This window comes from Methylomonas stagni, assembly GCF_050154735.1.
GTDB lineage: Bacteria > Pseudomonadota > Gammaproteobacteria > Methylococcales > Methylomonadaceae > Methylomonas > Methylomonas koyamae_A.
Genome location: NZ_CP189557.1, coordinates 3,822,878 through 3,846,467 on the forward strand (window position 1 = coordinate 3,822,878; position 23,590 = coordinate 3,846,467).

Genomic DNA, 23,590 nt, shown 5'->3' on the forward strand with positions numbered 1-23,590 from the left:
TCTAAGCCGCTGTTTTTTATTTAGTTTCGCGCCAAAACCAAAATCGGCGCCCGGACATCGAGACAAGAAATGGATATTGCGTTACGGTTACCCGAAACCGCCAAAATTGTTCAGGAAACCTTTCTGTACAAGCGTACGCTGGAATTCGAAGTCGACCGCCCGGTTCAAGCCTGGCGATGGATGAATCAAACCCGCTCCGTGCCCGATCAGAGCGACTGGGTTCGGCCGGAAGTGGCCGAAGCTTGGCGGCGTTGCTTGGAGGACTATCAATTGCCGCTAGGGAATTTCGCCAATTGGCAGCGTTCGGGCCAGGGCGCTGTCGGCGGCGATGCGCAGTCCCGCCAGATCGCCGAGTCGCTGGCGGACTTGGGTCACCAATTTCACGTGTTTTTGAAAGAAGCCGGCGTGATGCTGGTGCTGACCGCCGCAGACGGCGCGTTGTTACAAGCTCTAGGTGAAAATCCCTTCCCCAGCCCGTTCATGCGCAACCTGTACGAACAAAACAGCCGTTGGAGCGAAGCGGTGCTGGGCAACAATGGTATCGGTAGCGCGGCCTTGCTGAAACGGCCGGTCGCCTTTCAAGGCATGGAGCATTTCTTGAGTTTGTTACATCCTTTCAGCACGGTCGGTTACCCGTTGCTGGACGACAGCGGCGAATTGCTGGCGGTGATCGGCCTGGTTGCCGATCGCCAGGAGAGTATGAATTCCTTGTTCGCCTTTCTGCATCTGCTATGCGTGGTGTTGAATACCAATCTGCCGTTAACGCGCAGTCCGGCGGCGCAGGCCAGGGTCTTGGAAAAAATCCCGTTCAAATTAGCGAAAAGGCCGCCGCAAACCGAGGAACCGGCCATGTCGGAGCAATTGGCGGCCTTGGTTGATAAGGCGGTCAAGTTGCAGCAATACAAGATTCCCATCCTGATCACCGGCGAATCCGGCGTCGGTAAGGATCACTTCGTCAATCTCCTCAAGCATGCCGGGCCACGCCGAGAGCAGCCCTTGATCGCGATCAATTGCGCCTCGATACCGCACGATTTGATCGAAAGCGAGTTGTTTGGCTATGAAGCCGGCAGCTTCACCGGCGCCCGCAGCGGCGGTAAACCGGGCAAATTTTTGTTGGCCGACGGCGGCATTTTGTTTTTGGACGAAATCGGCGATATGAGCCTGGATTTGCAATCCACGTTGCTCCGGGTATTGGAAACCTCCGAATTCACGCCGGTCGGCGGTGCCAAGCCGATTCGGGTCGATGTGCAGATCGTCGCGGCCACCAATGTGCCTTTGCTGGATGCGGTCGAGGCCGGTCGCTTTCGGCGCGACTTGTATTACCGTCTCAACGGTGCGCAAATCCACCTGCCGCCATTACGTGAGCGGCAGGACAAACAGGCCATCATCCATCACATTCTGCAGCGCGAACTCGCGAAAATGCCCAACGCACAAGCGATCGGCATATGTCCCAGCGTCATTGCCTTGATCGAGCAGCATCCGTGGCCAGGCAATATTCGGCAATTGATCAACGTAATACGCGCCACGCTGTATACCGCCGGCGGCAATTTCATCACGCGCGAGGATCTGCCGGTGGACTTTGTCGCGGAACTGGCGAAAACCGCGCGGGAGTCCGAACCGGAGTTGGAGGCCTCGCCCAGGGCGTCGCAGCCGGGACGGGCGATGACGCTGGAGGATTGGGAGCTTTACGGCATCAAAACCACGTTGCGGGCCTGCGCCGGCAACATTTCGCAGGCGGCCAAGGCGCTAGGTATCACCCGCACCACGCTGTACAAGAAAATCGACCGTTTCGGCCTAAGCCGGATGGCCAGCGAGTAGCGCGGCGGTCTTTACGCGCCCTGATTTCCGGGCGGTTCGGTAATCACCGGATTGCTTAGCGCACCAAGTCCCTCGATTTCGATGCGCACGGTCTGTCCAGGTTTCAAATAGCCGCGCGGCTTCATCTTTACGCCAACGCCGGCCGGGGTGCCGGTGGTAATGACGTCCCCCGGCTCCAGTGTCATCGCCTGGGTCAGATAGGCGACCATTTCGTAGCAATTGAAGATCATCTCACCGGTGTTGGCGTTCTGCCGCAATTCGTCGTCCACCCAGGTCTTCAACGTGAGATTGTGCGGATCGGCAATTTCGTCGGCGGTGACCAGCCACGGGCCGAGCGGACCGTGGCTGTCGAAGGATTTGCCCAGCGTCCAGGTCGGGGTACGTGCCTGCCAGTCCCGAACCGTGACATCGTTGCAGATGGTATATCCGGCGATGACATCGCGGGCGTTATCCACGCCGACATATTTGCAGCGTTTGCCGATTACGAAGGCCAATTCGCCTTCGTAATCGACCTTGTCCGATATTGGCGGGATATGGATCGCGGCGTCGGGGCCAATGACACAAGTGCTTTGTTTGGTGAAAAAAGTCGGGTATTCGGGCTTTTCCCAGCCGGTTTCGTTGATATGGTCGGCATAGTTCAGGCCGATGCCGAGCAATTTGCCGGGTCTGGGGATCGGCGCCAGCAAGGTCACGTCGGCCAGCGCCAATCTCGGCGCGCCGCCGTCGATCAGCGCTTGCAAGGCCCGTCTGGCTTCGACGCCCGCCGCCAAAAAACCGATCATATCGTTCGGCAAGCTGTCGTCGGCGGCGACGATCGCATCGCCGACCAGCGCGCCGATCTTGCAAGCGCCGTTACTTAGAAAAGTTACCAGTTTCATATAATCGCTCGGTCCGAAAATCGGTCATTTTAGCCGATCGGCCGGGTTTTGGCGGCGGCGCTCGGCGGGCGTTCGCCCGCTAGTCGCGTTGTGGGGTACAATCGCACGTTGATTCGCAACGGTCGCTACGACCCATTCTGAGCAACACTGATGACACCCGCCCAATTTGCCGAATACGCCCAACAGGGCTACAACCGCATTCCGGTTTGCCGCGAAGTTTTGGCCGACCTGGATACGCCGCTCAGCGCTTATTTGAAGCTGGCCGACGGCGCCTATTCCTATTTGCTCGAATCGGTACACGGCGGGGAACAGTGGGGACGCTATTCGATTATCGGCTTGCCGTGTAACACGCGCATCAAAATCCACGGTTTGAAGATCACGGTGGAACGCGACGGAGCGGCGGCCGAGACCTTCGAACACGCGCGGCCACTGGCCTGGATTGAAGAGTTTCGCAGGCAATACCAGGTGCCGGACGTGCCCGGTCTGCCGCGCTTTAACGGCGGCTTGGTCGGCTATTTCGGCTACGAGACCATCGCTTACATCGAACCGCGCCTAACACCCGGCGATAAGCCCGACCCCATCGGTGCGCCGGATATCTTGTTGATGGTCTCGCAGGACTTATTGGTGTTCGACAATCTGTCCGGCAAAATGCTGTTGCTGACTCACGCCGACCCGGCCCAGGACAATGCCTATCACAACGCCAAGGCCCGGCTGGATAGCTTGGTTGCGAAACTGCGCGAGCCGCACGCCCACCCGCAATCGAGCGCGACGACCAAGCATGTGCGGGAAACCGACTTCGTGTCCGGCTTTACCCAGCAAGGTTTCGAAGCCGCGGTCATGAAAGCCAAGCAATACATTACCGACGGCGATTGCATGCAGGTGGTGTTGTCGCAACGGATGTCGATTCCGTTCGAGGCCTCGCCGCTGGATTTGTACCGGGCCTTGCGTTGTTTGAATCCATCGCCGTACATGTTTTTCATGAATCTCGGCGATTTGCACGTGGTCGGCTCGTCGCCGGAAATTTTGGTCCGCCTGGAAGACAACGAAGTGACGGTGCGGCCGATCGCCGGCACCCGCCGCCGAGGCGAAACCCACGAGCAAGATTTGGAACTGGAAAAAGAACTGCTCGCCGACCCCAAGGAAATCGCCGAACATTTGATGCTGATCGACTTGGGCCGTAACGATACCGGCCGGGTCGCCAAAATCGGTAGCGTCAAACTCACCGACAAGATGATCGTCGAGCGTTATTCGCACGTGATGCACATCGTTTCCAACGTCACCGGCGAATTGCAGGAAGGCAAAAACGCCTTCGACGTGCTGGCGGCCACCTTCCCGGCCGGCACCGTCAGCGGCGCGCCGAAGATTCGGGCCATGGAAATCATCGCCGAACTGGAGCCAGTTAAGCGCGGCATTTATTCCGGCGCGGTCGGTTACATCTCCTGGTCCGGCAATCTGGATACCGCCATCGCCATCCGCACGGCGGTGATTAAAGATCAAACCCTGCACATTCAAGCCGGCGCCGGCATCGTTTACGATTCCGTGCCGCGCAGCGAATGGGATGAAACAATGAACAAGGGCCGCGCGGTGTTCCGCGCCGTCAGCATGGCCGAAGCCGGCCTCGGAGGCAAAGCATGAGCGGCGTCAGATTGGTGATGGTCGACAACTACGATTCGTTCACCTACAACCTGGTGCAATATTTCGGCGAACTGGGTGCCGAGGTGGTGGTGGTGCGTAACGACGAAGTGACGGTGGAAGACATCGAAGGGCTGCGCCCGGACAAAATCGTGATTTCCCCCGGCCCCTGCACCCCCAAAGAGGCCGGCATCTCGGTCGAAACCATCCACCGCTACGCCGGCAAGTATCCGATTCTTGGCGTCTGCCTGGGCCATCAAAGCATAGGCTACGCCTTCGGCGGCAACATCATCCATGCTAAGCAAATCATGCATGGCAAGGTGTCGCCGGTGTATCACAAAGATTTGGGTGTGTTCAAAGGCTTGAGCAATCCGTTTACCGCCACCCGCTATCACTCGCTGGTCATCGAACAGGCGACCATTCCCGATTGCCTGGAAGTCACCGCCTGGACCCAGGACGAAGCCGGTAACATCGACGAAATCATGGGTGTGCGCCACAAAACCCTGGACATCGAAGGCGTGCAGTTTCACCCCGAGTCGATTTTGACCGAGCACGGGCACGACATGTTGCGGAATTTTTGGATAGGTAATCCCGTTGAACCGGGTATTAGCGATACCAGCCATGACGGACACGTTGTCTCCGAAGGAACGAAGCGAGCGCATGTCTAGGGTTCGAAACAAGGATTCGATCCCGGAGATGAAATTAAGGCGGATGATTCACAAAATGGGATACCGTTATCGCTTGCATGTGAGTGGTTTACCTGGAACGCCCGATTTGGTATTTCCACGCAGGCGTGCCGTAATTTTCATGCACGGGTGTTTCTGGCATAGACACCTCGATTGCCGGTTGGCGAGGTTACCAAAATCCAAGTTGGATTTTTGGATCGGAAAGTTGGAAGCGAACAGGCAAAGGGATCAGAGCAACCAACAACGATTACTTCAACTCGGATGGCGAGTCATGGTGGTTTGGGAGTGCGAGATGGCGGACATTGAGACGGTATCGTCACGAGTAAAAGAATTTCTGGAGACTGGAATAGGGCAGCCGCTATGAAGTCAGTTGAGCTTTTCGCGGGAGCCGGGGGCTAGCCATGGGGGTTTCCCTAGCCGGCTTCGACTCCCTTGCGGTGGTGGAATGGGACAAATGGGCTTGCGATACGATTCGGGAAAACCAAAAACGCGGATTCCCGCTTACTCGGGACTGGCCCCTATGGGAGGGCGACGTTAGATCGTTTGATTGGTCTTCAATTCCGGAAGGTATCGATTTGTTGGCCGGCGGTCCGCCGTGTCAGCCTTTTTCGATGGGCGGTAAGCATCGGGCGTATGGAGACAGTCGCGATATGTTTCCAGCGACCGTTGAAGTGGTTCGTAAACTGCGCCCAAAGTCTTTTGTGGTTGAGAACGTCAAGGGATTGACTCGCTCGAGCTTCGCGAATTATTACCAATACATACTGCTGCAATTGGAGTTTCCGGAGGTGTATCGTAAGGATGGCGAGACATGGATGGAACACTTGAAGCGTTTGCAAACCGAAAAATCCTCGGGAACGCTGCATTTATCAGGCTTAACCTACAACGTCGTACCGACACTGGTCAATGCCGCCGATTACGGTGTGCCGCAAAAACGGGAACGAGTCTTTATCGTCGGATTTCGTTCCGATTTGAATATCCGCTGGTCTTTTCCCCTGCCTAGCCACGGAAGCGACGCGCTGTTGTACGCAAAATGGATTTCTGGAGAATATTGGGATCGCCACAAGATTGCAACTAAAAATCGACCGTCGCTTCCTACCCGTTTGATTCCTGGAGTTCGCCGACTATCGTCATTGTTTCCTCCAGCGGAGCGGCCTTGGCGCACGGTTAGAGATGCCTTGATCGATGTTCCCGATCCGCGCCGCGATGGCGAGCATTTATTCAATAATCACCATTATCAAGCAGGAGCCAGGGTTTATCCCGGACATACCGGCAGTCCGCTGGATTTGCCGGCCAAAACTTTAAAGGCTGGCGATCATGGCGTTCCCGGCGGAGAGAACATGATGGTGTTGGATAACGGCGATGTGCGTTATTTCAGTGCTCGAGAATCGGCGAGGCTGCAAACCTTCCCGGACGGCTATGTCTTTCACGGCTCGTGGTCGGAAACGATGCGTCAGCTCGGTAACGCCGTGCCAGTGGCCTTGGGGCGGCGCGTGGCGGCCTCCGTTGCCGAACGTTTGGCGGACGCCAAATTGGGGGAGCGGGCTCAAGCGGTAGCAAGGGATATTGCGTGACGACGGGAAAAGTTGTTCCGTTCAATCCATTGGATAAGCGGCAATTGGGCGAGAGCGTGGGTCAAGCCCTGCTCCGGCGTCCGGTTGTCTCCATGGCCGATTTGAAGAGCTTCGACGGTGCTGGAATTTACGCGATTTACTATTCCGGACAATTTCCAGCCTACGAAGCGGTCGCCAACGTTAACAGGGATGGAAAATACGCGGCGCCCATTTATGTCGGCAAAGCGGTCCCCAAGGGAGCGCGCAAGGGAGGCGATTTGGATGCCAATCCCGGAAAGGTTTTATATAACCGGCTGACCCAGCATATCAAAAGCCTCAAGGACGCCAGCAATCTCGATCTTGCGGATTTTCATTGTAGGTATCTGATTGTCGATGATATTTGGATTCCGCTCGGTGAATCCTTGTTAATCGCCAAGTTCGATCCGCTATGGAACAAACTGATCGACGGCTTCGGCAATCATGATCCCGGAAGCGGACGCCATGCCGGACTCAGGCCGCGTTGGGACGTATTGCATCCCGGTCGGCAGTGGGCCGAAAAATGTAAAGCCAGAACGGAATCCGCCGCGCAAATCACGACCGAGGCCAGAGAGTATTTACGGAGTAACCCTCCCTCCGATGGCGCGGGTTAAGGCCTGTGTGGGTTGAATTACCGTAACGCTCGGTAATTGGGTTGGTGGTCGGTCGCGACATTTTTCGACGCTACGTCGTATTCGTATCCATCGCCATCGCGTTCAAGACGGCCGAACAGTGCCGAACGGGCTCCCAGCGCTTACTCCTCCGGTTTTGCCTTCTCGTCGCGGTTGATGATTTTCTTATCGATGGTGTCGTGCAGCAGGCGGATCAGTGCGGCCGAGCCGTCTTCGTTGGCGGCGAAGTCGTCCGGTTTGCCCAGAGCGGCATTGACTTTGACGCCGGAAATCGCATCGGTCAATGAAATGGTGTATTCCGCTTCCGGGAAGTCGTTATCCAAAAATAGCCGGTTCAACAGGCTTTTGGTTTTGCCGCCGGTATCCGGGTCGTAGCGGACTTGGATTTTGTTGTCGTTGCGGTTTTTGTCGACGATGTCGATATCGCTCAGCGTCAGCGCGGTTTCCACCATTTCCCAGGCCCGATCCAGCCGGGTCATCAACGTTAGCTGCGGTTTTTGACCGTCGTCCTTGAAGTCAACCAAGCCCGCCAGCATGGATTTTCCCCCGCTTTTCGAGCCGGTCAGATCGTCGGCGGCGATGGCTGGTTGCGGATGGGGATTCTCGATCGGCAGTACCGGCGGCAATTCCAGATGCTTGATGTCGCGATATTTTTCCGGGGCGTCGGCGCAACCGGCCAATAGCAGACAAGGCAGGGTGTAACGCAACGTTTTCAACATGGGGCTTACTCGCAAAAAAAGCGGCGATGTTCCAGGACCGGAAACGACGCTCGGGTTTTTCCAGTCGGCCGCGGTCCACGTCGCCGCTGACGAAGCCGGGGCCGGTTTTATAGCAATCCAGCACGACGCCCCAGGGATCGACGAACATGCTGTGGCCGTAGGTTTGTCGGCCGTTCATATGAAAGCCGCCCTGGTTGGGGGCTAAGACGTAGCATAGGTTTTCGATCGCGCGCGCCCGCAGCAGAACCTCCCAATGCGCCGCGCCGGTTTTGGCGGTGAAAGCGGCCGGCAACACCAGAATGTCCATGCCCTTGCGCGCCATCGGCCGAAAAAACTCCGGGAAGCGTAGGTCGTAGCAGACCGCGATGCCGATCTTGCCGAACGGTGAATCGATCAGGCAAGGGGTTTCGCCGGCCTCGATGGAATCCGATTCGCGGTAGACCTCGGCCGAATCCGGCACGTTGACGTCGAACAAGTGTACCTTGTCGTAGCGGGCTACTCGCTCGCCCTTCTCGTCGAACACCAGGCAGGTGGCGCGCACCTTGTTGGCGGCTTCGCCGAATACCGGTATCGTGCCGCCGATTAGCCAGATCCCGTATTTTTTGGCGGTGGCGGCGAGGAAGTCCTGAATGGGGCCGCTGCCGTCTTGTTCGCCGACCTTGATCTTGTCGGTCTCGTGCATGCCCATGATCGCGAAATTTTCCGGCAGCGCGACCAGTTTAGCGCCGGCCTTGGCGGCCTCGGCGATCAGTTTGTCGGCTTCGAGCAGATTGGCGCTGACTTGCGGCCCGGAGGCCATTTGAATGGCGGCACAGATAGTCATGTTGTCCTTGTTGTTCTAATTGTTTGGCGAGGAGATGGGGGTATCGCGTTATTTTGTCAGATCGTTCAGCCACTCGAAGCCGGTCAGACTGCGCCAGGCCTTTTTCACCAGACCGTCTTGATCGTGCAGCGGCGTGACTTCAACATTGCCCCAAGGGCCGGCGAGTTTGTATTGGGAGCCGAAGAAATAACCTTCTTTATAATCGTCGGTAACCACTTGCGTAATCATCGCGGCAATCCCGCCCACGATTGTACCAGCTATGGGCAAGGCGTCGGAACTCTTGGGTATTACCGCGACGCGATGGTCCACGGTCTTTTTGGCGAGATCGGCGGTGCCGGCCAAACTAAGCTTCGCGGCCACGCCGTCGATGACCAGATCGTCGGTGTAGGCTTGGGCGTTGCTGAAACGGAAATGGCCGGTAATTCGGTCGAAGGCAAAGCCCTGGCGGTAAACGTCACTGAAATCCAGACTCAAGCGTTTGGCCCATTGTTCCATCGCAATCAGGCCCAGCAGTCGGCCGAAGCCAGGCTCGATGCTGGAAATCCGGCCGTCGCTGAGGTCGATTTGGACGGTGCCGTCGAAGCCGGCCAGCGAAAACTGATGAGGCGCGCCGCTCCAGCCGCCGTTGATACTGATGTCGGCATGGGTTTCCTTGATTTCATCGGTGTAACCCAGTTCGGTCAGAAATTGGCCGAAACCGTCGGTGGTCAAGCGGCCGCTCAATTGGGTGACGCTGGCGCCGGCCAATTTGGTCCAGTCCGCGCGGAATTCCATGGTCCGGCCGCCCTTGTTGAGCTGGATCTGCTTGAAGTGCATGCCTTGCGGACGGCGTTCGCTACGCAATTTCAATTTGCCCAGATCGACGCCGCGCCAGAGCAATTGCTGGCTGTCGATTTCGATCAGCGGCAATTCGGTGACGACATCTTCGGCGGCGTCGAAATCCAGTTGATCGGCCGCCGACAGATTCAAATAATCCATGTTCAACACAAAACGTTCGCCGCCGCCGCCGCGCAGGTCGGGAATATTCAGCTGACCGCGGGCGAACTTGCTGTCGATACTGCCTTGCCAGCCTTGATCGCGACGGGTCAAACTGCAATGAAAGGGGCCGATGTCGCGGCCCTGCCAGATCAATTGTTCGGTGGTCAGACCAACCTCCCGCAACGGCGGCAGGCGCTGCTGTTGCTCGCTGTCGCCGAAGGCGGCCAGGGCTTCGGACAACTTGAAACTGGGGCGGGCGATGTCCAGCTTCAGACCGGCGGCCGGATAGGGCTCGGCTTGGCTGCCGCCATAGACGACATGGCCGGAATATAGCCGATTCTGCTTGGTGTCTATCGTTAGCGCCAAGCTCAGATCCTGACCGTAGCGGATGTCCAGCGGCAGGCGGTCGCCGCTGTCCAAACGAAAATTCAGCGCGATCGGCAGACTCTGTTCGGCCGATTTGGCCAGCCAGTCGGGACCGTTGACGGCGACGCCTTGTAAGTCGCTGGTGATCGTCAAGACCGACGGGCGTTCGGCGGCGTAGGGTATCAGCAAATCGGCCCTGTAACGGAATGTCCCGGCGGCGCTTTGGTTTTTCAGGAAGGCGAACTGCTTTTGTAATTCGGCGGTACCAGTGGTCCCGTCTAAGACCAGTCGGGTACTGCTTTGGTCGTGACTCAAGGTACCGCGAATCGGGTGGCCTAGCGCGCGGGCGTCCAGGCGTTCGCCGCTAGCGCCGTCTTCGCTGAAATGCAGAACCCCGTTGATGTCGGAGATCGCCAGCGCCACCGAATTCAACGTTAATTTCGCCTCGGTCAAATGGGCCGCGACCTCGGAGACGGTCGGTTGGTTCTCGTAATACGGGATCTTCAGATCCAGGTCGACGCGGACCTCGCCTTCGGCGCTAAAGGCCTTGACCAGCGGATCGACCTTGCCGTGCAACGGCGTTTTTTGCAGATAACTCAGGCCGGCCGCCAGCTTGCCGCCGACCCGGCCCCACACGTAAACCGCCTCGCTATTGGCCAAATCGGGTATCGCCACGACCGCTTGGCTTATGTCGACCTGTTCGCTGTGCCCGCCGTCGATGGCCACCTGCAAGTCGGCGCCGAGAAACTGCACGTCGGCGTGTACGTCTTGCAGATGCGGCCAATCCTCGTTGATCTGAATTTCGCCGCCGTCGATCGCGAAGACTGTTTCGAAACGGCCGTTACCTTGTTCGAACGGAAAATCCGCCAGACGGCCGGACAAGACCATTTCGCCGCGTTCGATCCGGCCGGCGACGAAGGCGTCGTCCAGCCAGGCCACCGCGTCCTGGCTCATGACTTTGGCCGGGAGATACAGCGGTACTTTGCCGATGTCGTTAAAGTCGCTGAAGCGGGTACGCATCGCCAGCGTCGGGCTATCGCCGTTTTTAGGCACGAGTAGGTCGAATGCGCTGGCGGTGCGCATATCGGCGTCGATCATCAGATCGGTGCCGTGGATTTGCCAGGCGTCTGCGGTTTGTCGCCAGCTCAGACTGCCGTCGAGGTTATGCAAGGTCAACGGATTGCGGAACAGCGCCGGTGCGTTCAACAAGACTTCGTGGCCGTTCAGTCGCAGGTGGCCGCCGGCATCGGCGATCGAGAACGTGCCGTTCACGGATTGGAGTTGCGGAAATACGTCGGCTGCTTCGCTGCCCAGCTCGGTAAAGTCGCCGTGCAAGGCATAGCGGTCGAAGTTGGCGTCGGCGTAAAAGCCGACTTGCCGCAGAATCCCGTGCGGATTGATCTTCAGCCATTGGGCCTGCCTATCGTCGGCCGGGGTCCAGGCGGTGGCCAAGTGCATCAGCGCTTGCAAGTCGATCCTTTCTATTAAACCGGACAACGCGCCGTCGGCATTGCGGCCGACGCAGAATTCGGCATTCGGCCAACGTTGGTGCTTGGCGACGAGATTGACGTCGTAGCCGCACCAGCGTTGGCTGCCGGCCTCATCGCGCCAAACGAAGTTACCTTCCAGCGTGTCGAGTTGCAACGCCGCGCCTTGCGGACGGCTGAGCTGGATTTGTTGCGCCTGCGCATAGCCGGCGATCCGGTAAGGTAGCGCGTGGCGCCATTCGCTCCAGATTCGGAAATCGCCGGAACCGGAGTTCAGCCTCGGGCCTTCGGGAAATGCGTCGTTCAGCCAAGCCGGGCCTTGCAGATTGTCGGCTTCGAGGTAAAGGCTGCCGTCTATTGTGTCCGGCTGGAACGGATTGCCTGTCAGCCGCGCGGAAACCCGCAGTCGGTCGCCGTGGCTTTCCGGCAGTTTCGCCAGCAGATGGACTTCGTGATTGGCGCCGTCGGCGGTGTTTTTAATCAGCAAATCGAAGTCGTCGACGGCGACTTTCGGGCTGCCGCGTTTCAGGTCTTGCCAAGTCAGCTGGCTTTGCAGGATCTCGTACTTTCCGCCTTGCAACAGCCACAGCGGTTGTTCGTCGCTGCTCGGCAAGCCCTTGACAGCCAGGCTGCCGTCGCTGTTGCGAATAATGTCCAGCTTGGCGCCGACCAAGCTGACCCAGCCCGAGGCCATCGGGTCCTGGCTGAACAGCCAGGCCAGCAGATCGATGCCGATCCGGATTTCCCTGAGCCGGATGGCCGGCCGGGCCGCCGAGTCGGCCGAGTCGACGGCAATGTCGATCAGTTTCAACTCCGGGCTGAAACCGCGCATGTTCGCATCCAGCCGGCCGATATGCACGGCGATGCCGGCCGCCTCCCGGATGCGCCGTTCCAGCTCCGGTTTATAGTCGGCGATGTCGGTCAGCCAAATCCGGAAGGCGCTGAGCACCAGCGCCGCCGTTATCAGCGACCAGAATAGCAGATGCCGACTCGCGCGGCTGACGTGTCGAATCACCAAGGCGACGGCCTATAACAGCACCACGTCGTAGTGTTCCTGATTGTATTCGGCTTCGGCGCGAATCTTGATCGCCACCTTCAGAAACATTTCCAGTTCGGCCAGCATGTCCGCCTCTTCGTCGAGCAACATTTCGACGACCTGCTCGGAGGCCAACACCAGAATTTGCTGAACCGAATATTGGCGCACCACTCGGATAATCTCGCGAAAGATTTCCAGACAAATCGATTCGGCGGTTTTCAGCACGCCGCGTCCGCCGCAAGTGGAGCAAGGCTCGCAGAGTATGTGTTCCAGGCTTTCGCGGGTGCGCTTGCGGGTCATTTCCACCAGACCCAGTGCCGAGACCTCGGTGATTTTGGTCTTGGCGTGGTCTTTGTCGAGGTTGCGCTGTAGGGCCTGGAGCACTTGTTTTTTGTGCTCGTCGCTCTGCATGTCGATGAAATCGATGATGATGATGCCGCCCAGATTGCGCAAGCGCAGCTGCCGGGAAATGGTCTGCGCCGCCTCCAGATTGGTCTTGAAGATGGTTTCTTCCAGATTGCGTCCGCCGACATAGCCGCCGGTATTCACGTCCACCGTCGTCATCGATTCGGTTTGGTCGAATACCAGATGTCCGCCGGATTTGAGTTTGACCTTGCGATCCAATGCTTTGCTGATCTCGTCCTCGACATTGTAAATGTCGAACACCGGCCGCTCGCCGGAATAGTGCTCGATGACCGTGACCACTTCCGGCACGAAGGTTTCGGCGAATTCGACCATGCGCAGATAGGTTTCCTTGGAATCGACGCGGATTTTCTCGATGCCTTCCTTGTACAAATCGCGCAGGGTGCGAACGCTGAGCGGCAAGTCCTCGTGGATCAGGGTCTTGACCTTAGCTTTTTGACTTTTTTCCAGGATGGATTCCCAGAGCTTGTGCAAAAAGGTCATGTCCGAATACAGAATGGCTTCCTCGACGCATTCTGCGGCGGTGCGGGCGATAAAGCCGCCCGGCACGCTGTGTTTTTGCTGGTAGGACTCGATACAGGCGCGCAGACGGCCGCGTTCGGCTTCGCATTCGATGCGTTGCGACACGCCGGAGTTGCCCGCGTAGGGCATATAAACCTGGTAGCGCGACGGTATCGAAATATCGGTGGTCAGACGGGCGCCCTTGTTGCCGATCGGGTCCTTGGTGACCTGGACCACCAGTTTCTGACCTTCCTTCAGATAGTGTTCGATGTTTTCCGAGGCCTTCTCGGCCAATTCCTGGCTGCTGAAATCCGACAAATGCAAAAATGCCGCCCGTTCCAGGCCGATGTCGACGAAGGCCGCCTGCATGCCCGGTAGTACCCGACAAACTTCGCCCTTGTAGATATTGCCGACCAGGCCTTTCTGGCGCAGCCGCTCGATGATCAATTCCTGCAAGACGCCGTTTTCGATGACCGCGACTCGGGTTTCCGGCGGCGTCACATTAATTAAAATTTCTTCGCTCATGGGAGGATGGTAATGCCTTGTTGGGCCAGTAATTGGGCGGTTTCGAACAGTGGCAAACCCATCACGCCGGAGAAACTGCCGGCCATCGATTCGATAAACGTGCTGGCCAAGCCCTGTATGGCATAGGCGCCGGCTTTATCGCATGGTTCCCCGGTTTGCCAATAGGCGACGATTTCCTGGTGGCTGAGCGGTCGAAAACGCACCTCGCTGACGCTGATGGCTTGCCAATGCCGATCGCCGCGTAGCGACACCGCGCTGAAAACCTGATGGGTACGGCCGGACAGCCGGCTCAGCATCTCGATCGCGTGTTGCAAGTCTGCGGGCTTGCCGAGGATGCGGCCGTCCAGGATCACGCTGGTATCGGCCGCCAGAATCGGCAGGCCGGAACGGTCTACAAGCCGGCAGGCTTCGGATTTTTCGGCGGCGACCCTGGCGACATAAGCATCCGGTGCTTCGTGGGGCAGCGGTGCTTCGTCGATGTCGACCGAGACGACGCGGTGGCGCACGCCGATTTGCTTCAGCAATTCGCTACGGCGCGGCGAGGCGGAGGCGAGAATGATTTGTGGGCTCATGGTCAGCGGTGGTAAGGATGGTGGTTGAGCAGACTCCAGGCCCGGTAGATTTGTTCGGCCACGACGATGCGAACCAGCGGGTGGGGAAAGGTCAACGGCGACAGGCTCCAGGATTCCTTGGCGACGCTTTTGACTTGCTCCGACAGGCCCTCCGGGCCGCCTACCATCAACGCTACCGGTTGGCCGTTGCCCAGCCAGCGTTGCAGGGCTTGCGCCAAATCCGAGGTGGCCCAGGGTTTGCCGGGGATATCCAGGGTCACGACGTGAGCTCTGGGCGGCAACGCCGCCAGCATCCGCTCGCCTTCGTCGCGGGCGATACGAGCAATGTCGCCGCTTTTGCGCTTATCCGGCGCGATTTCCCGCAAGACCAGTTCGCATTCGCGCGGCAGGCGTTTGGCGTATTCATTATAACCTTGCTGTACCCAGTCCGGCATCTTGTTGCCGACTGCTATCAGGTGAATTTGCATCGTGGTTTGAGGCGGACACCGAGGACGCGGTGGCGGCCTGCGCGGGGTTAAAAGTAGCGTCACCCGTGGGCGACGCCAGCCGGCTAGAGTACACGAAGCCGCCGGATTTTTAAACCGAGCGGCCGATTCCGACGCCGAGCCGGCCCGGAAAACGGCCCAAGCCGCGAATTCAGGCTGGTCAAGCCGGGCCGGCTGCCTTTAGAATGGCCGGAATTGGACTTCAACCACCACCTCGAAATGGCGATTTTAAGCGCGTTGCTGTGGACCCCGGCGCTAGGGGCGCTGATGTTGGTACCGGTTTCCGGCGACCGTGTCAGGCTGATCCGCATCCTCGGCAACCTCGTGAGTCTTTGCGCGCTGGCCTTGGCCGGCAAGCTGTTGTTGGATTTCGACGCCGGCGACAGCGCGATGCAATTCGGCGAATTCTATCCGCTCAATCCCAAGCTCGGCAGCGCCTACGCGCTCGGCATCGACGGTTTGTCGCTGCCGATGCTGGTCTTGGCCACCTTGCTGACCGCGATTGCGTTGCTGGCTTCGGTGTCGGTCAGCGACGGCGTCAAGGGTTATCATATCTGCGTGTTGCTGCTGGAATTCGGTATGTTGGGCGTGTTCATGGCGCAGGATTGGGCGCTGTTTTACATTTTCTGGGAAGTCACGCTGATTCCGCTCTACTTCCTGATCGATCGTTGGGGCGGCAAGCGCCGCCACGCGGCCAGTCTCAACTTCGTGTTGTACACGATGGGCGGGTCGGTATTCATGTTGCTTAGTCTGCTGGCGATCAGCGAGTACGACCTGGAAAAGCAGGGTTCGCTGATGGCGGCAATGGGTCAGGCGGCGCAAACCATGCCGGTGGTCGAGCAAGTTCTGGTATTGCTGGGTTTCTTGATCGGCTTCGGCGTCAAGATGCCGATTTTCCCGCTGCACGGTTGGCTGCCGCTGGCTCACGTCGAAGCCCCCAGCCCGATCAGCATTCTGCTCTCGGGTATCCTGTTGAAGATGGGCGCCTACGGTCTGATCCGGTCGTGCGTGATGCTGCCGGTCGCCGCCCAATTGCTGCAGCCGGCGTTGCTGTTCCTGGCCTTGTTCGGCATGCTCTACGGCGGCTTGCTGGCTTGGCGGCAGACCGACATCAAGGCGATGGTGGCCTATTCGTCCTTGAGTCATATGGGCGTGGTGCTGCTGGGCATCGCGGCGTTGAATCATACCGGTTTCACCGGCGCGATTTTGCAGATGACCGCGCACGGCCTGATCGCTGGCGCCTTGTTCCTGCTGGTCGGACTGCTCTACGAACGCACCCATACCCGTCACCTGCCCGACTACAGCTCGCTGGTCCAGGTCATGCCGCGTTTCGCGGTGTTTACGACGCTGACCTTGCTGGCGGCGATGGGCTTGCCGGGCTCGGTCGGTTTCGTCGCCGAGTTGCACACGCTGATCGGCGGTTTCCGGCAATGGGGCGGCTTGATGGTGTTTTTCAGCCTGAGCATCCTGATCAGCGCCGCTTACGCGATGCGCACCGTCGGCCTGTTGTTTACCGGACCGGTCAAGCCGCAAATGCGCGAGATCGCCGATTTGCGGCCGGTCGAAATGCTGGCGTCCGGGGTGTTGGTCGGTGGCATCGTCGCGTTGGGTTTGCTGCCGGCGCCGCTGATCGAGTTGTCCAGCGTCACGGTGGATAGAATGTTGGCGGTGATAGGAGAGCGCCTGCCGTGAATTGGATAGTCTCTCCGGCCGGCCGCGTGGATCGCCGCCCTGCCGTTTTCCGGATTTAAGCCATGTCAGCCTCCACCTCCGTCGGCCGGGAGCCGCGCCAAATCGTTCTGGACGCCATTGCCCATCTCGATCACGTGTTGCCCGGCCAGGCGCCGATCCACGATTTCGTCCACCACAACACCCTGCACGGTTTTCAACATCTGCCGTTCGAACAGGCCTTGGCCGAATTCACCGCACTGACCGGTATCGATTGTTATCTACCGATCGAGCGCTTTCGCGAGTTTTACCGGCAAGGGCGGATTTCCGACGCCGAATTGGACGCCGAACTCGCCCGCCATTTCGGCGACGACATCGAATCGGTGATCGCTCGCAGCGGCGGCCGGCCGGTCACGCTCCGCGCGTTGTACCGCTTGGCGCTACTGGAAGACATCAGCCCGGTGTCCCCGGCGCAATGGTCCTGGCAGGTCGGCGAACTGGGTGTATTGGCCGAGCCGGAAGCCGCCGCCGCTTGGCGGGCGCTGCTGGCGATTCTGGAATTGCGCGAACCGCAACTGCATGCCGAGGATTTGCTGGATTTGAGCGCCGAGCAGGCCGAAGATTGGCTGAGCGGCGAAGGCGATTTGCGGCAACGGGCGGCTGGCGTCGTTGACGAGTGCTTTGCCCGGATCGGTCACGGCTTGAGCTTACGCGGTTTGCTGGCGGCGCTGACCGGTGTCGATGTGCTGGATCAGGTGCGCCCGATATTAATCGGACTGTGCGCCTCCTGGCTGGACGAAGGTTTGGCGGCCTGGCAGTTGCCCGACCGCGAGGGATTGGGTTTATATCGGGCCTGGCGGCGCAATTTGGCTTTCGATCCTAGCGGTTTTTTTCACGATCTCGACGATTGGGACGATATAGTCGCGGCCCTGCCGGACGATGCCGCCGATGCGGTCGTTCAGCAACTGCAGGCCCTGGCGATACCGGAACAGCGCTGGTCGGGCTATCTGCAACGCTTGGCGCTGGAACTGCCGGGTTGGTCCGGCTTGATCAACTGGCGGCAGACCCATCCCGGCTACCGGGACGGCGCGGCTCGCCCGGAATTGGCCGACTACCTGGCCCTGCGCTTGATTTTGGATCGGGCCTTTCTGCAAACCCATTGTCGGACCCTGTGGCACTGCGATGCCCGCTACGACAAATTGGCGGGTTATTTCGGTAAGCACGTTTACGAATTTTTCGTGCGCGATGCCTTATTCGGCGGCGGCTTGCCGGAATATCTGGTGCAAGCCTGTCAGGTGCAGATCGCCGACGGCGGGCGCGATAAGTCGGCTTGGCAAGGGCTGGCGGAGCGGATCCGGACTTGGCAACGCAGCCCGCTGGCGGCGGTAGGCGGCGGCTTGGCGGTTTACGATCACGGCTGGCGCTTGTGGCGGATTTGCCGGGCCTTGGGGTTGAACGCCGCCGAGATCGCGCAGTTGAGCAAGGCCCAGTTGCTGCATTGGCTCAGCGCCAGCGACGGGTTCGACGACAGCGCCCGGCGCCGGGTCTGGTTGGGGGCCTACGAACGCCATTACCGCGATCAGGTGTTGCAAGCACTGCACGCCAATCGGCGACGCGGGCGCTGGGCGCGCCGCGAGCACCGTCCCGCCGCGCAAATCGTGTTTTGCATGGATGATAGAGAGGAAGGCTTCCGCCGCCATCTGGAGGAACTGAATCCGGACGTCGAGACCTTGGGCGCGGCCGGATTTTTCGGGGTGCCGATGAATTACCGGGGCTTGGACGATGCGGCCAAGACGCCGTTGTGTCCGGTGGTGGTCGTGCCAGCCCACGATGTCGAGGAACAAGCCGCGCCGGGCACCGCGCCGCTTAGGGCGAGCCGGCATAGGGCCGGCGGCGGAGTCGTGCGCGGTCTTGCGGATTTTATACACCACCGCTTGCGCCGCGATCCCTGGCTGGCTTATCCGGCAATCAACGCGATGGCGCCGTTGACGCTGGCCGGCTTGGTCGGCAAGACCCTGTTTCCCAGGACTCAACAAAATTTGCTGGGCGTCGCAGCCAAAATCGTCGCGCCGGATCTTAAGACTCGACTGAATTTTTCCGCGACCGAGCCGACCCCGGCCACGCCGGAGCAGCCGAGACTGGGGTTTACCGACCTTGAGCAAGCCGAGCGCGTCGCCGGTTTTTTGCGCAATACCGGCCTGACCTACGGCTTTGCCGAATGGGTGGTGTTGATGGGCCACGGCTCGATGAGCCGCAACAATCCGCATCTGGCCGCTTACGACTGCGGTGCGTGCAGCGGCCGGCACGGCGGGCCGAACGCGCGTTTGTTCGCGGCGATGGCTAATCGTGCCGAGGTGCGGCTGCTGTTGGCGGAACGCGGTATCGTCATTCCGCCCGATACCTATTTCATTGGCGCCGAGCACAATACCTGCGACGAAGACATCGCTTGGTACGATCTGGACGGTTTGCCGGCCGAGCGCCGATCGGATTGGCTAAATCTGAACGAGCAATTGCGCCATGCCCAACGCATGTCGGCCCACGAACGCTGCCGAAGGCTGGCGTCGGCGCCGCGCCGGCCCAGGTCGGCCCAAGCGCTGCGGCATTTTTTGAACCGCGCCGCCGATTTTTCGCAAGCCCGGCCGGAATTGGGCCACGCCACCAACGCGGCCGCCTACGTCGGTCGGCGCGCGGCTAGTCAGGGCGCGTTTTTCGATCGGCGCTTGTTCTTGATTTCCTATGATCCGACCCAGGACCCGAGCGGCCAAATTCTGGAAGGTATTTTGCTGGCGGTCGGCCCGGTCGGCGCCGGCATTAATTTGGAATACTACTTTTCCACGGTCAACAACGAGCGGCTGGGTTGCGGTTCCAAGGTGCCGCACAATCCGACCGGTTTCTTCGCGGTCATGGAAGGCGCCGGCAGCGATTTGCGCACCGGTTTGCCCAAGCAGATGATCGAAATTCACGAGGCGATGCGGCTGCAACTCGTGGTCGAGGCCAAGATCGGCGTGCTGACCGAGATCTACCAACGGCAGGACGGTCTGCGGGAGTTGATCGGTGGCGGCTGGGTGCATCTGAGCGCCCAGGACCCCGATAGCGGGGAGATTTTCGTGTTCGAGCGCGGCGACGGCTTCGTGCCGTGGCAGCCGTTGCCGGACGAATTGCCGATCCGGGAAAATTCGCCGGATTGCTACCGCGATGCCGTTGAGCCGGTGGCGCCGATGCTGATCCGGCAAGCGGGAGTCGAGCGATGAGCGCGTATTGGTTGGCCTTGGTACCGTTGTTGCCGCTGTTGTCGGCGCTGGCGATCGGCGCTTTACAGTTCGGCGGCGCGCTGAGCGGCGATGCCGGCGAAAAAGTCACGGCCCGATTGGCTTTGCTGGGGATAGGCGCGGCGACGCTGCTGGTGTTGGCGCTGGCCTGGAATGCTTGGCCGGCCGGGCTGGACGCACAGGCCTACGGCGACTGGCTGCGGCTGGGCAAGATCAGTATCGGTCTGGAGCTGGCCGGCGACCGGTTCCGTCTGGCCGTGGCCGGGGTGTTCGGTATTTTGCTGTGGGTGGCGCTGCGTTTCTCGGTCAATTACATGCATCGCGAGGCCGGCTTTCACCGCTTCTTTTTCCTGCTGAGTTTGTTCGCGGCGGCGATGTTGTTGCTGGTGTTGGCCGGCAATGCCTTGCTGACTTTCGTCGGTTGGGAACTGGCCGGCTTGTGTTCGTACTTGCTGATCGGCTATGCCTACGACAGGCCGATCGCGACCGCTAATGCGTTGCGGGTATTCGTTACCAATCGGATCGGCGACGCCGGTTTTGTGCTGGCCATCGGTTTGAGTCTGGCCTGGCTGGAAAGCTGCGACTGGCGGACGATCAACGACGGCGCGGCGGATTTGGAAAAGGGCGACGCGTTGCTGTTGGCGACTTGTTTCGCGCTGGCGGCCAGCGTCAAGTCGGCGCAATTTCCGTTTACGTTCTGGCTGGGGCGAGCGATGGAAGGGCCGACGCCGTCCAGCGCGATTTTTTACGGCGGGGTAATGACCCACGCCGGGGTATTTTTGCTGATTCAATTGCAGCCCTTGTTCGAGCAGGCCTCGCAAGCGATGGCCTTGTTGATCGAGGTTGGGGCGTTGACCGCGCTGTACGGCTATTGGGTTGGGCTGAGTCAGACCGACATCAAGAGTTCGCAAATTTTCGCGGCGGCGGTGCAGCTGGGTTTGATGTTCGTCGAATGCGGGCTGGGTTGGTGGACGCTGGCGTCCTGGCATTTGCTGGCCCATGCGGTGGTGCGCTGCTATTTGCTGTTGTCGGCGCCGTCGATTCTGCAAGCCACCGCCTGCCGGCCGACCGCGCCGGTGCCGGCCTGGCTGGCGCGGCGGCGCTGGGCGTTTTGGTGTCGCTGCAGCGCGGCTGGTTGGAACCGGCGCTGGAGCGGCTGTTCGTCAAGCCGGTGCGGCGCTTGTCCGAGGATTTAAGGTATCTGGACGAGCACGTGATCGATCCGGCCTTGGGCGCGCCGGCGCCGGCGATGCGGGCGATTTCGTCGCTGGCGCAATGGGAGGAGCGCAAGCTCGGCGCGAATTTGGACAGCGACCGCGACAGTTTCGCTTACGGCAGCGGTCTGGCTGGCAAACTGGCCCAATGGAGCGCGGCGCTGTTGGGCTGGTTCGAATATCGCTTCATTTTGCGTGGCATCGGCGGGGACAGTATTCGGTTCGGCCGGCGTTTGGGGCGTGCCGCCAATCGCTTCGAGAAATTGCTGCTGAGTCCGCGCTATTTGGCGCTGTTCGTTCTGATTACGTTGATGGTGGCGCTGGGATACCGATGACAACCGATATCGTTTATTGGCAAGCCGCCGCCGCGTTGCCGGTCTTAAGCGTTCTGACCTTGTTGCCGTTGCTGACCGCGTTGGCGGTGATGGCGGCGCGGCCGCCGCACGCGTTGCGCCTAGCGTTCGCCGGCGCCGTGCTGAACGTGGCCTTGAGCGTTTACATGTTGTGGGTGTTCGACGCCGAAGCCCCCGGCATCCACTTGGCCGAGAGCGTCGAATGGCTGGGTTTGCATTACCGTACCGGCGTGGACGGTACCAACGTGCTATTCATCCCGCTGGCGGCCATCCTGGGCTTATTGGCCTTGGTCTACACCTTGATTACCCGCCACCGCGACGACCGTTTGTTCGTCGCCTGCCTACTCGCGTATCAGGGCATTCTGATCGGCGCGTTCAGCGCGTTGAACACCTTGCAGTTTTGGTTTTGGTGCCTGTTGGAACTGGTGCCGGTGGTGCTGCTGACCGTGTTTGCCGGCACGGGCCGCCAACGCAACCGGGTCGTCAAAGCGGTGTTGCAATACTGGCTGTCCGGACTGGCGATGAGTCTGATCGGTTTCGTGCTGCTTAGCGGCGGTCTGGCTCAGAACGGCATGCCGCTCAGTTTCGATTGGTTGGCGCTTAAGCACCACGATTTGGCGATTCCCAACGAGACCTTGATCTTCATCCTGCTGCTGTTCGGTTTCGCGGTGCGGATGCCGCTGTTTCCGTTTCACGCCTGGCTGCCGCCGTTGGCCGAGCACGGCACCGCCGCCAGCGCCGCGATCTTTCTGCACGGCATCAAGCTGGGCATCTATGCGCTGATTCGCTTCATCCTGCCGCTGGTACCCGGCGCCGCCGAGCAATGGGCGCATTTCGTGCTGACCTTGGGCTTGATCGGAATATTTTACGGCGCGTTGTTGGCGCTGATGCAGATCAACATGCGTCGGCTGGTGGCCTTCGCGGTGATCAGCCATACCGGCATGCTGGCGATCGGGGTGTTTTCGTTCAACGATTTCGCGTTGGAAGGCAGCATTCTGTTGTCGGTTGCCTACGGTCTGGCGACCGCCGGCATGCTGTTCAGTATCGGCCTGATTTACGAACGGACCCGGACTTCGTTTCTACCCCGCCTGGGCGGATTGTTCGAGACCAACACCACGCTGGCGTTGCTGTTTATGATTTCGGCGTTGAGTACGATGGTGATGCCCGGCACGCCCGGCTTCGACGCCGCGCATTTGTTGATCGAAGGCACGATAGAAGAGCACGGCTGGCTGATCGCGATCGCGATATTGCTCGGCAACGTGCTGGCCGCGGCATTTTTGCTGTGGGCGTTTCAACGCCTGTTCATCGCCCACCCGCGGCGTTGGGTGCAGCCCTACGGCAGCATACATCATCCGGTCATCAAGGAACGCATCATTGCCGTCGTGATTTGCGGCTTGTTGATCGGCACCGGCTTTTACACGACGCCGTGGTTGAAATTCATCGATCAGGAAGCCAGCGAAATCGGCGAACACTACCCCGCGCACCATAGCCACCATCGCAATACGCCGCATCATGAGTAACGGATTTCCGCTGTTATCGCTTTGTCTGTTCTGGCCGCTGTTGGGAGCGCTGCCGTTGGCGGTGCCGATCGGGCGGATGTCGGCGCGGCGTTGGGCCTTGGCGGTGGCCGGGTTGGAGCTGCTGTTTTGTTTGTGGGCATTCGCGGTATTTCGGCCCGAGGACGGCGATTTCCAACTGGTCGAAGACCATCCCTGGATACCCGGCTTGAACGCTCGATTTTTGCTGGGCGTGGACGGCATTTCGATCGGTTTTCTGCCGATGACCGCCCTGGTGACCTTGGCGGCCCTGCTGACCGGCTGGAATGCGGTACAGCGCCTGAACCGGTTTTATCTGGGGCTGCTGCTGGCCTTGGAAAGCGTGACGATAGGCGTGTTTACCGCGCTGGATACCGTGTTGTTTTTTTGTTTTGGGAACTGAC

General features: G+C 59.6%; 17 protein-coding genes and 2 pseudogenes. 12 read left to right on the plus strand and 7 right to left on the minus strand.

Going from position 1 to position 23,590, the window contains the following annotated elements; translation table 11 throughout:
- Positions 1-69 precede the first annotated feature (69 nt).
- A complete protein-coding gene (locus tag ACP4CD_RS17590) occupies positions 70-1,818 on the plus strand; it encodes a sigma-54-dependent Fis family transcriptional regulator (protein ID WP_071160742.1) in 1,749 nt (582 codons plus the stop codon).
- A gap of 11 nt (positions 1,819-1,829) precedes the next feature.
- Here the strand turns inward: ACP4CD_RS17590 and ACP4CD_RS17595 are convergent, their stop codons facing one another.
- On the minus strand, positions 1,830-2,696 hold the full coding sequence (locus tag ACP4CD_RS17595) for a fumarylacetoacetate hydrolase family protein (protein ID WP_426991853.1): 867 nt from the start codon (positions 2,694-2,696) through the stop codon (positions 1,830-1,832).
- A gap of 150 nt (positions 2,697-2,846) precedes the next feature.
- Here ACP4CD_RS17595 and trpE point away from each other — a divergent pair, with 150 nt between their 5' ends.
- The 5 genes and pseudogenes from trpE to ACP4CD_RS17620 all read left to right on the plus strand — a co-directional run bounded on the left by trpE (position 2,847) and on the right by ACP4CD_RS17620 (position 7,214).
- Positions 2,847-4,331, plus strand: coding sequence for an anthranilate synthase component I (gene trpE, locus ACP4CD_RS17600; protein WP_071160740.1), 1,485 nt, complete (start codon positions 2,847-2,849; stop codon positions 4,329-4,331).
- On the plus strand, positions 4,328-4,996 hold the full coding sequence (locus tag ACP4CD_RS17605) for an anthranilate synthase component II (protein WP_426991854.1): 669 nt from the start codon (positions 4,328-4,330) through the stop codon (positions 4,994-4,996). The genes trpE and ACP4CD_RS17605 overlap by 4 nt, the downstream gene beginning before the upstream one ends.
- Entirely contained in the window at positions 4,989-5,378 is a 390-nt protein-coding gene (locus ACP4CD_RS17610) for a very short patch repair endonuclease (protein ID WP_426991856.1), read from the plus strand. Before ACP4CD_RS17605 ends, ACP4CD_RS17610 begins: the two co-directional genes overlap by 8 nt.
- A gap of 25 nt (positions 5,379-5,403) precedes the next feature.
- Positions 5,404-6,585 (plus strand): annotated as a pseudogene (locus ACP4CD_RS17615) (DNA cytosine methyltransferase); the annotation flags it as partial.
- Entirely contained in the window at positions 6,582-7,214 is a 633-nt protein-coding gene (locus ACP4CD_RS17620; RefSeq protein ID WP_426991857.1) for an Eco29kI family restriction endonuclease, read from the plus strand. The pseudogene ACP4CD_RS17615 and the gene ACP4CD_RS17620, both read left to right, overlap by 4 nt.
- 140 nt (positions 7,215-7,354) lie before the next feature.
- Here the strand turns inward: ACP4CD_RS17620 and ACP4CD_RS17625 are convergent, their stop codons facing one another.
- The 6 genes and pseudogenes from ACP4CD_RS17625 to rlmH all read right to left on the minus strand — a co-directional run bounded on the left by ACP4CD_RS17625 (position 7,355) and on the right by rlmH (position 15,129).
- A complete protein-coding gene (locus tag ACP4CD_RS17625; RefSeq protein WP_064028373.1) occupies positions 7,355-7,951 on the minus strand; it encodes an outer membrane protein assembly factor BamC in 597 nt (198 codons plus the stop codon).
- 5 nt (positions 7,952-7,956) lie between these two features.
- Positions 7,957-8,774: pseudogene (locus tag ACP4CD_RS17630) on the minus strand (carbon-nitrogen hydrolase family protein).
- A gap of 48 nt (positions 8,775-8,822) precedes the next feature.
- Positions 8,823-12,620: a YhdP family protein gene (locus ACP4CD_RS17635; protein WP_426994705.1), complete on the minus strand. Its 3,798-nt coding sequence runs from the start codon at positions 12,618-12,620 to the stop codon at positions 8,823-8,825.
- A 12-nt stretch (positions 12,621-12,632) separates the two neighbouring features.
- Entirely contained in the window at positions 12,633-14,090 is a 1,458-nt protein-coding gene (gene rng / locus ACP4CD_RS17640; RefSeq protein WP_064028367.1) for a ribonuclease G, read from the minus strand.
- The gene (locus ACP4CD_RS17645) at positions 14,087-14,662 is read right to left on the minus strand and encodes a Maf family protein (protein ID WP_071160737.1); all 576 of its coding nucleotides are present in this window, start codon (positions 14,660-14,662) and stop codon (positions 14,087-14,089) included. Before ACP4CD_RS17645 ends, rng begins: the two co-directional genes overlap by 4 nt.
- A gap of 2 nt (positions 14,663-14,664) precedes the next feature.
- Positions 14,665-15,129, minus strand: a complete 465-nt coding sequence (gene rlmH, locus ACP4CD_RS17650) for a 23S rRNA (pseudouridine(1915)-N(3))-methyltransferase RlmH (RefSeq protein WP_064028363.1) — start codon at positions 15,127-15,129, stop codon at positions 14,665-14,667.
- A gap of 237 nt (positions 15,130-15,366) precedes the next feature.
- Between rlmH and ACP4CD_RS17655 the strand changes: the two genes are divergently transcribed.
- The 6 genes from ACP4CD_RS17655 to ACP4CD_RS17680 all read left to right on the plus strand — a co-directional run bounded on the left by ACP4CD_RS17655 (position 15,367) and on the right by ACP4CD_RS17680 (position 23,589).
- On the plus strand, positions 15,367-16,839 hold the full coding sequence (locus ACP4CD_RS17655) for a complex I subunit 4 family protein (RefSeq protein ID WP_071160735.1): 1,473 nt from the start codon (positions 15,367-15,369) through the stop codon (positions 16,837-16,839).
- 62 nt (positions 16,840-16,901) lie between these two features.
- Positions 16,902-20,066, plus strand: coding sequence for a DUF2309 domain-containing protein (locus ACP4CD_RS17660; RefSeq protein WP_426991860.1), 3,165 nt, complete (start codon positions 16,902-16,904; stop codon positions 20,064-20,066).
- Positions 20,063-21,280, plus strand: coding sequence for a proton-conducting transporter membrane subunit (locus ACP4CD_RS17665; RefSeq protein ID WP_426991861.1), 1,218 nt, complete (start codon positions 20,063-20,065; stop codon positions 21,278-21,280). The genes ACP4CD_RS17660 and ACP4CD_RS17665 overlap by 4 nt, the downstream gene beginning before the upstream one ends.
- Positions 21,199-21,633 (plus strand): hypothetical protein, encoded by a 435-nt coding sequence (locus ACP4CD_RS17670; protein ID WP_426991863.1) that lies wholly within the window; start codon positions 21,199-21,201, stop codon positions 21,631-21,633. Before ACP4CD_RS17665 ends, ACP4CD_RS17670 begins: the two co-directional genes overlap by 82 nt.
- Positions 21,630-23,171, plus strand: a complete 1,542-nt coding sequence (locus tag ACP4CD_RS17675; RefSeq protein WP_426991865.1) for a complex I subunit 4 family protein — start codon at positions 21,630-21,632, stop codon at positions 23,169-23,171. Before ACP4CD_RS17670 ends, ACP4CD_RS17675 begins: the two co-directional genes overlap by 4 nt.
- Positions 23,164-23,589 carry a hypothetical protein gene (locus ACP4CD_RS17680; protein ID WP_426991866.1) on the plus strand — a complete coding sequence of 142 codons (426 nt, stop codon included), beginning with the start codon at positions 23,164-23,166 and terminating at the stop codon, positions 23,587-23,589. The genes ACP4CD_RS17675 and ACP4CD_RS17680 overlap by 8 nt, the downstream gene beginning before the upstream one ends.
- The last annotated feature ends 1 nt before the right edge of the window (position 23,590 follow it).